This window comes from Mesorhizobium sp. M7A.F.Ca.CA.001.08.2.1 (genome assembly GCF_003998455.1).
Classification (GTDB): Bacteria; Pseudomonadota; Alphaproteobacteria; order Rhizobiales; family Rhizobiaceae; genus Mesorhizobium; species Mesorhizobium ciceri.
Genome location: NZ_RZPW01000234.1, coordinates 1 through 8240 on the forward strand (window position 1 = coordinate 1; position 8240 = coordinate 8240).

At 61.7% G+C, this 8240-nt stretch carries 7 protein-coding genes and 1 pseudogene; all 8 read left to right on the top strand.

Features of this window, described 5'->3' with window-relative positions; genetic code table 11:
• A pseudogene (locus EN914_RS38315) lies at positions 1 to 229 on the top strand (ABC transporter permease); the annotation flags it as partial.
• Positions 226 to 1794, top strand: coding sequence for a sugar ABC transporter ATP-binding protein (locus tag EN914_RS15745; RefSeq protein ID WP_024504912.1), 1569 nt, complete (start codon positions 226 to 228; stop codon positions 1792 to 1794). The pseudogene EN914_RS38315 and the gene EN914_RS15745, both read left to right, overlap by 4 nt.
• Entirely contained in the window at positions 1791 to 2756 is a 966-nt protein-coding gene (locus EN914_RS15750; protein ID WP_024504913.1) for an ABC transporter permease, read from the top strand. Before EN914_RS15745 ends, EN914_RS15750 begins: the two co-directional genes overlap by 4 nt.
• A 149-nt stretch (positions 2757 to 2905) precedes the next feature.
• Positions 2906 to 3910, top strand: coding sequence for a substrate-binding domain-containing protein (locus EN914_RS15755; RefSeq protein WP_024504914.1), 1005 nt, complete (start codon positions 2906 to 2908; stop codon positions 3908 to 3910).
• Between the two features lie 99 nt (positions 3911 to 4009).
• On the top strand, positions 4010 to 5047 hold the full coding sequence (locus EN914_RS15760) for an ABC transporter permease (RefSeq protein ID WP_245265391.1): 1038 nt from the start codon (positions 4010 to 4012) through the stop codon (positions 5045 to 5047).
• A gap of 20 nt (positions 5048 to 5067) precedes the next feature.
• Complete coding sequence (locus tag EN914_RS15765; RefSeq protein ID WP_024504916.1) at positions 5068 to 5895, top strand: ATP-binding cassette domain-containing protein; 828 nt, start codon at positions 5068 to 5070, stop codon at positions 5893 to 5895.
• A 14-nt stretch (positions 5896 to 5909) separates the two neighbouring features.
• Entirely contained in the window at positions 5910 to 7082 is a 1173-nt protein-coding gene (locus EN914_RS15770; RefSeq protein ID WP_081714397.1) for a serine hydrolase, read from the top strand.
• A gap of 241 nt (positions 7083 to 7323) precedes the next feature.
• Entirely contained in the window at positions 7324 to 8205 is an 882-nt protein-coding gene (locus tag EN914_RS15775; protein WP_024504918.1) for an MBL fold metallo-hydrolase, read from the top strand.
• Positions 8206 to 8240: the final 35 nt, after the last annotated feature.

Consider the following 8240-nt stretch of genomic DNA (forward strand, 5'->3'; position numbering starts at 1 on the left):
CTACCTCTTCACCACTGTCGCAGCAGTCGTCGTCGGCGGCACGCCGCTGACCGGCGGTCGCGGCGGCTATGGGCGCACAATTGCCGGCTGTCTTGTCGTAACAGAACTTAGCACCCTCCTTGTCGGTCTCGGGCTCGACCAGGCGGCACAGCAGATATTCCTCGGTTTCCTGATCGTCGGGCTCGTGGCGCTCTATGGCCGCGAACCGCATCTGAGTATGCGCATATGAACAGCGCGGTCCATCAGCGCGCGATAGAACCGCCCGCCGACCGCAAGGGCATGCCGCTGCTTCTGTCCGCGGATGGGCTTCGCCGGACATTTGGCGAAACGATCGCGCTTGATTCCTGCTCGCTGTCGATCCGCGAGGGCGAAATCCATGCCGTTGTCGGAGAGAATGGTTCGGGCAAGAGCACGCTGATCAAGATACTCAGCGGCATCGTCCGCGCAGAAGCGGGCACACTGGATTGGCTCGGCCGGCAAGCCAGTTTCGCGAATCCGCGTGCCGCGCAGGACGCCGGCATTGCTACGGTGTTCCAGGAGACGCTGGTCCTTCCAGACATGTCAATTCGTGACAATGTCATGTTGGGCCTGGACGGCATGATCCGTCGCAATATGACCCCCTTGCGCGAGCGCGAAGCCGTGCGGAAAGCACTGGCGGCTGTCGGTATCGGCAATCTTGATATCGAGCGGCTGGCCGGCACGGTATCGCTCGCCAACCGCCAGATGATCGGCGTCGCACGGTCTCTTATGCGGCCCTGGCGCCTGCTTATCCTCGATGAATCGACCTCCGCGATCGATATCGAAGACCGCGATCGTCTCTTCGAAGTGCTACGAAGTTTCCGTGGCGAAGGGCGATCGATCCTATTTGTCTCGCATCGCATGGACGAGATTCACGCCCTTGCCGATTGCACGACGGTACTTCGATCTGGCCGGAGCGTCGCATCGCTGGAGCGCGGCGCAGTATCGAGCGAAATCCTGCTCGACCTGATGTCGACGCGCGAAGGTGCGCGGGCGGCGGAAGGCGAAGGCTGCGGCGAGACTATTCCCGCCAATGCCGAGGTGATCGTCGGCGTGCGAGGCCTGTCGGTTCTCGAAGGCAAGCCGACACTGGATCTCGACCTTCGTCGCGGCGAGATCATTGGCGTGGGGGGGCTGGAGGGGCACGGCCAGGTCGCCCTGCTGGAGTGCATCGCTGGTCTGCGTCGCGCGCCCACGGGGACAGTGCACGTCGGGACCATGACCATACGGTCGCAACGCGACGCGGCGCGCGCGAAGATCGCGTTCCTGCCGCGCGACCGCAAATCCGAGGGTATCTTCGCCCCGCTGTCGGTGCTCGACAACGTGACCGTATCGGCGCTCGGCTCATTCGCCCGTTGGGGTGTGCTGGGCACAAGGAAGCGGATAGAGGTCGCCGGCGAGGTCACTCGGCGGACCAGGGTCAAGATGGCTGGGCTCGACACGCCGATATCGGCGCTGAGTGGCGGCAACCAGCAGAAGGCGCTACTCGGGCGTCTGATCGCCACCCAACCGCGTGTGTTGGTGTTGAACGATCCGATGCGTGGTGTGGATCTGGGTGCCAAGCGCGACCTCTACGAGGTGCTCAATAATCTCGCTTTGAGCGGCGTTTCCATCCTGATGCTGTCGACCGAACTGGTGGAACTGTGCCTGCTTTGCCACCGGGTGGTTGTGTTTCACGATCACGCCGTCAGCGCGATCGTCGAGCGCGGCGACCTTAGTGAACGCGCATTGATCGATGCGATGTTCTCGCAACGCCGACTGGAGACCTCGACATGAAGTGGCTCGGCGACCGCAGCTACGCATGGCCCGTGCTCATTGCGGTGGTCATTTTCACTGCTCTCAACGCCTTCGCTAGCCCCGCTTTTACCGATGTGACGAACTGGAACGGCATGCTCATCGGCGTGGCGCCGTTCATCATCACCGCCATGGCCCAGACCGCGCCCGTGCTTTCAGGAGAGGGCGGGATCGACCTTTCGGTCGGGCCGCTTGCGGGGCTCGTCAATGCCATGGTGACGTCGATCCTCGTGCCGAATGGGTGGGCCGATCCGGTGACAATCATCGGCGCTTCGCTGGGCGTCGGCATCTTGTCCGGCCTGTTGAACGGCTTCCTCATCGCAGTCGTGCGCGTCCAGCCGATAATCGCAACCTTGGGCACGTTCCTCGCCTTCCAGGGCATTACGCTAGAGATGCTGCCCATGGCCGGCGGTCTGGCGCCGCAATGGCTGCTCGGTCTTGCAGGCAGCTATGGCGGACTTTCGGGGATGCTCGTCCTGCTCATCGTGCTTGGCCTTGTCTGGCTGGCGTTCGAGCGGACAGGCTACCGCCGCAACCTGCTCGCCGTTGGAGGGGATGCGCGCGCTGCCTACGCATCGGGCGTCAATGTGGCGGGCGTGCGCATCATCGCCTACGTCATTGGCGGCGTGCTGGCGGCGATCGCTGGGCTGGTGTTTACCGCTGCCCTCGGTTCGGGTGATCCACGCGTCGGCGTTCCGTACACGTTGACCTCCATCGCTGCCGTCGCGCTGGGCGGCATCGCCTTGACCGGCGGGCGAGGGGGCATGCTGGGTGCAGCCGCGGCCGGCACGCTGCTCTTCCTGATCCAGACCCTGTTCACGCTGGCGCAGGTTTCGATCTTCTACATCCAGATCATGTACGGCCTGATCCTTCTGGTTGCGCTGACCTTGAACGCAGCCGGCGAGCGTGCGCGGCGCGGCCGTATGACAAAGCAGCTCGGCTGAGCCGCGTTGCCTCCGCGGCCAAGCAAGTCGTCGCGGCAAGCTTCGCGCATCGCGATGGTTGGATGCTCAACCACGACTTAGCGCCCAAAGCCGTTTGACCTAGACCAATTCATGTCGGTCTTATCGGCCGGTTCTTTTGGGAGGAGATCATGAACATGCTACCAGCTTCGCTGGCACGGCGCGGCGTGGCCGCAGTTGCGTTTTTGGGTGTCTGCGTCTTGGCTTCGCTAAGCGCGGCCGGTGCCGCCAGCGCCCAGGACAAGCCGCGCATCGTCATGCTGGGCGGCCCGCTATGGGATCCCTTTTTCGGCGCGATGAAGAAGGGCGGCGACGACGCTGCTCGTGACCTCAATGTCGACTACCAGTGGATCACCGGCACCGATCCCAACAATTTCGTCGCCGACTACGCCAAGCTGGTGAAGCAGGCCGCGAGCCAGAAGCCGGCCGCCATGGTCATAGGCAACTACTTCCCGGACACGCTCGACCCCATCATCAAGGAGATCACGGCCAGCGGCATCCCGGTCATCATTCAGCATGATGGTGGCGCTTCCTGGCGGGATATCGGCGCGATTTCATACGTAGGCTTCAGCGCCCGTGACCTCGGTCGCGCGGTTGGTGAGAGGGAGATCAAGGCCGGTGCAAAATTCGGCCTTTGCGTCAATCACGTTCCCGGCAACACCACGCTGGACCTGGATTGCCTCGGCTATAACGATGCCTTCAAGGCGGCCGGAGGCGACTCCAAGGTCCTGACCATCCAGTTCTCCGATGCCAGCAACCCCACTTTTGTCAGCAGCGCCATCCGTGGTGCGCTGCAAAGCGATCAGAGGATCGATGCGATCTGGACCATTGGCGCCGTGCAGGGCGTTGCTTCCGTGGAGGCCGTCAAGCAGAGCGGAAGAAAGATCGTCAATGCTTCGCTCGGCCTGTCGCTCGGCTCGCTCGAAGCCTTGAAGAACGGCGACCTGCTCTTCATCGCCGACCTGCAGCCATATCTCGACGGCTACTACGCCTTGCTCGCGGCATACCAGTATGTGCAATACAAGATGCTGCCAATGGGTCAGATATCAACCGGTCCGCTGATGATCACCAAGGACAATGTTGACGAGGTGCTGAAAGTCAACGGGACCTATCCCGGCGTCAGAGGGGCGTCCTGATTACGCGCCAGCTCCCTGCGATCGTGGCGCGCCCGAGATCCTGCCTTCACTGTCCCTCGGATCTTCTCAACCAATCCCAGCACTTGCCGGATGACGCTCATGACATTGGAAACCCAGGCGCTGCGTGACGCATCGGCCGCCACCTCCCGGCCAATGCGGAGCTGGTCTCCGTCCAGTCTAGTGCGCAGACCCGAGTTCGGTGCCTTCGTAGCCACCGTTTTCGTCTATGCTTTCTTCGCGGCGACGGCCTATCGGTACGGCTTCGTAACCTTCGACGGCACCGCCGGATGGCTCAACACCGCAGCCGAGCTCGGCATCATCGCCATACCGGTCGGCATTCTCATGGTTGCGGGCGAGTTCGACCTGTCGGTCGGCGCGGTGGTAGGCGCGGCGTCGATCACGGTTGCGATCGGCACGACATTGTTTGGCTTTTCCGTGTGGCTCATGATCTCAGCCGCCCTTGCACTTGGCCTGGCTGTCGGCGTCCTGAACGGTCTCCTTGTCGTGCGCACCGGGTTGCCGTCCTTCATCGTGACGCTTGCCAGCAGTTTCAGCATAGGCGGCCTGTCACTTGGCCTGGCGCGGCTGCTCAGCAACACCACCTCGGTCTCGGTGAAGTCGACACCGCTTTCAGACGCTGTCTTCGCATCGAACTGGGGCCAGGCAAACATCTCGATCCTGTGGTGGTTCGCCATCACGATCTTTGGCGGTTGGGTACTGGCGAGGACCGCGTTCGGCAACTGGATATTCGCGACCGGTGGAAACCCTGTCGCGGCGCGCGGCGCCGGAGTACCGACAGGTTTTGTCAAGATCGTGCTGTTCATGATGACCGGTCTTGGCGCGAGCCTTGTCGGTGTCATCCAGGCGATCGGATATCATTCCGGCAACGCGACTGCCGGCCTCGGCTATGTCTTTCAGGCACCGATCGTCGCCGTAATCGGCGGCGTCCTGCTCGGCGGCGGCTACGGCTCCGCGTTCGGGGTGTTTCTCGGCACCGTCATTTTCGGCGTCATCAATATCGGCATCTTCTACACCGGATGGAGCACCGACTGGGTCCAGCTCTTTCTCGGCGTTCTGCTGATGGCGGCCGTGATCACCAATCACTACTTCCGGCGCCTCGCCATGAGCGCTGGCTAGCCGACAGCGCGAGGTTCTGCATGGCTTCTGAAAACCGCCCCCTCATCGAACTGCAAGGCGTCTCCAAGCGCTTTGCCGGCGTCCAGGCGCTTACTGACGTGTCTCTTAGCGTTCCAGCCGGGCAGGTGGTCTGCCTTCTAGGTGACAACGGTGCCGGCAAGTCGACATTAATTAAGATCCTGTCGGGCTTTCACGGTCCTAGTGAAGGCAAGATCCTACTTGATGGCGTGGAAACGCAATTCACCGATCCGCGCGATGCCCGAGCGCGCGGTATCGCCACAGTGCATCAGGATATCGGCACCATTCCGCTGATGAGCGTGGGCAGGAACTTTTTTCTTGGCGCCGAGCCCAAGAAAGGTGTCTGGCCGTTCCAGCGGCTAGACATCGAGAAGGCGAACCGCGTCTCCGTGGAGCAGATAAGGCGCTTCGGGATCACGCGTGTGCGCGACGGCAACCAATTGGTGGGATCGCTATCGGGGGGTGAGCGACAGGTGCTTGCAATCGGGCGAGCTATGTATTTTGGCGCCCGCGTCCTGATTCTGGACGAGCCGACATCGGCACTTGGTGTCAAGGAGGCCGCTACCGTGCTGCGCTTCATACAGGCGGCGCGTGCCGAGGGTGTCGGCATTGTCTTCATAACGCACAATGCACATCATGCCACGCTCGTGGGCGACCTGTTCACCGTCCTGATCCAGGGTCGTGTTGCGGCCAGTTTCAAGCGCGGTGAAAAGAGCAGCACGGAACTGCTGTCGCTGATGGCAGGAGGCGAGCAGATGGAGGACATAGCGGGCGAGCTCGCCGTTCTGGCGCCGACAGTTACGACAACGCCCCTGGGAGAGACGCAATAGTGACCACACGCGATGTGCATTCGATCGACGCCTTGCTTCGCAGGGCGGCGCAGCGCGGTGACGTGCCCGGCGTCGTTGCCATCGCGGTCGACAAAACGACCCGGCTGTATGAGGGCGCCTTCGGCCTGCGTAACCTTACCAGGCGCGCACCGATGACGCTGGACACAGTCTTCTGGTACGCATCGATGACCAAGGCCCTGGTGGCGACGGCGGCGATGCAATTGGTGGAGCAGGGGCGGGTCGCTCTGGACGAGCCGATCGGAAGCGTCCTGCCGTCGCTTGCCTCACCAGAGGTTCTCGATGGTTTCGACGCGAACGGCACGCCAATGGTGCGGCCGGCCAAGCGGCCGATCACACTCCGGCATCTGCTGACGCACACATCCGGCTATGGCTACGACATTTGGAATAAGGCGGTCGAGCGCTATATGCGCGAGAACCACATACCGCTGCTAGTCGACTGCAAGTTGAGTTCGCTCGCTCAGCCTCTGGTGGCCGATCCGGGCGAGAAATGGGAATATGGCATCAGCATCGACTGGGCCGGGCAGGTCGTCGAAGCTGTCAGCGGCCTATCGCTCGAGGACTATCTGCGCGAGCACCTGTTCGCGCCCCTTGGGATGCACGACACGGCGTTTCTGATAAAACCGGCGTGGCGCGAGCGCCTGGCGGACGTGCATCGCCGCCAAGCAGACGGCTCGCTTGTTCCGATCGAGCATGAGATCTCCCAGCAGCCCGAATTCTTCATGGGCGGCGGCGGCATCTACGGAACCGCTGGCGACTACGCGTCCTATATCCAGATGCTCTTGAATGACGGGCGAGCCAAGGATGGCACTGTCGTGCTCAAGCCGGATACCGTCGAACTCATGGGCCAGAATAGCATCGGCGACATCAAGGCAGGCGTGCTCACCTCGGTGTTGAAGGATCTCGCCAACGATACTGATTTTTTCCCTGGCATGCCGCAGAAATGGGGATTGAGTTTTCTGCTCAATACGAGTGATTCGCCCAATGGGCGTAGCGCCGGCAGCATGACCTGGGCTGGCCTTGCCAATACCTATTTCTGGGTGGATCGCTACAGAAGCATAGGCGGCGTGATCATGACGCAGATACTGCCTTTCGGGGATCCGATCACTCTGAAACTCTATGAAGGCTTCGAGCGCGGTCTCTACTTAGGACCGAGCAAACCTTCGTAGCGACGATCGCCCCCATCTCTCATCGCCGAACGCGATGGTTGCTTGGCAATTTACGATTTCCGTTCCTTCGGACCATGTCCTAAGAGACCTAATGGCGGTCGTCCGGTTCGCCATCTCGGCCGTTTTGGAGGATGGCGGTCGTGCTCCCAGGCTTCGCCGAGCGCTTGCGTTGACGGCCCGCTGAAGATTGGGCGCTTCTCCGCTCCGCTTGCACCCTCCCGAAGAACCTTGGGAATGTGACGTGACAGCAGCCAAACCACACTGCCAGCCGTCGGGTGCCTATCACATCGCCATCGGCGACATGACGGTGACTGCGGTCAATGACGGTACCTTTCAGGCCACTTTCGATATGATCGCGGGTATCGATCAGGAGGATTGCATCCGCATCGAAACAGCGGCGTTCCGTCCGGTTCCGCCCAAAATGACGATGAATGCCTTTCTGCTCCGGACCGGCGATCATGTGGCGCTTGTCGACACGGGCTGTGGAACGCGTTCGGGACCGACGTTGGGCATGGTCTGCCGGAACTTGGCGGCAATCGGCATTGTTCCCGCTGACATCGACACCATCCTGATCACGCACATGCATCCCGACCACATCAATGGGTTAATCGATGAAGCCGGTGAGGCTGTGTTTGCGAACGCAGAACTTGTCGTCAACGAGGCCGAGCTCCAGTTCTTTCGAGATCCCATGTCGCCCTCACGCTCACCCGATGGCGAACCGCAGGAATTTTTTGAAGGGTTCCGGCGGGCTACCCGGCCGTATGGAGAGCGCATCCGGACGGTTCGTGACGGACCCGTCATGCCAGGGGTCATTGCTGTCACACAGGCCGGCCATACGCCCGGCCACACCGGCTGGCTCATTGAATCCGGCGGTGATTCTGTAATGATCTGGGGCGACATTGTTCATATGCCGCATCTACAATTTACGGCGCCCCAGGCAGCAACGATTCTTGACATAGACCGCGATCTGGCTGTGGCTACCAGGCGGCGTGCCTTGGATATGGCGGCTGCAGACAGGCTTCGCGTAGCCGGCATTCACCTGGACTTTCCTGCCTTCGGTCATGTCGAGCGACGAGGCGGTGGCTATGCCTTCGTTCCGGAGGTCTGGCGCGCGGTTGTCTGACGATTTGGCGTCCCTCTGTTGGAGCGCCCCAATAT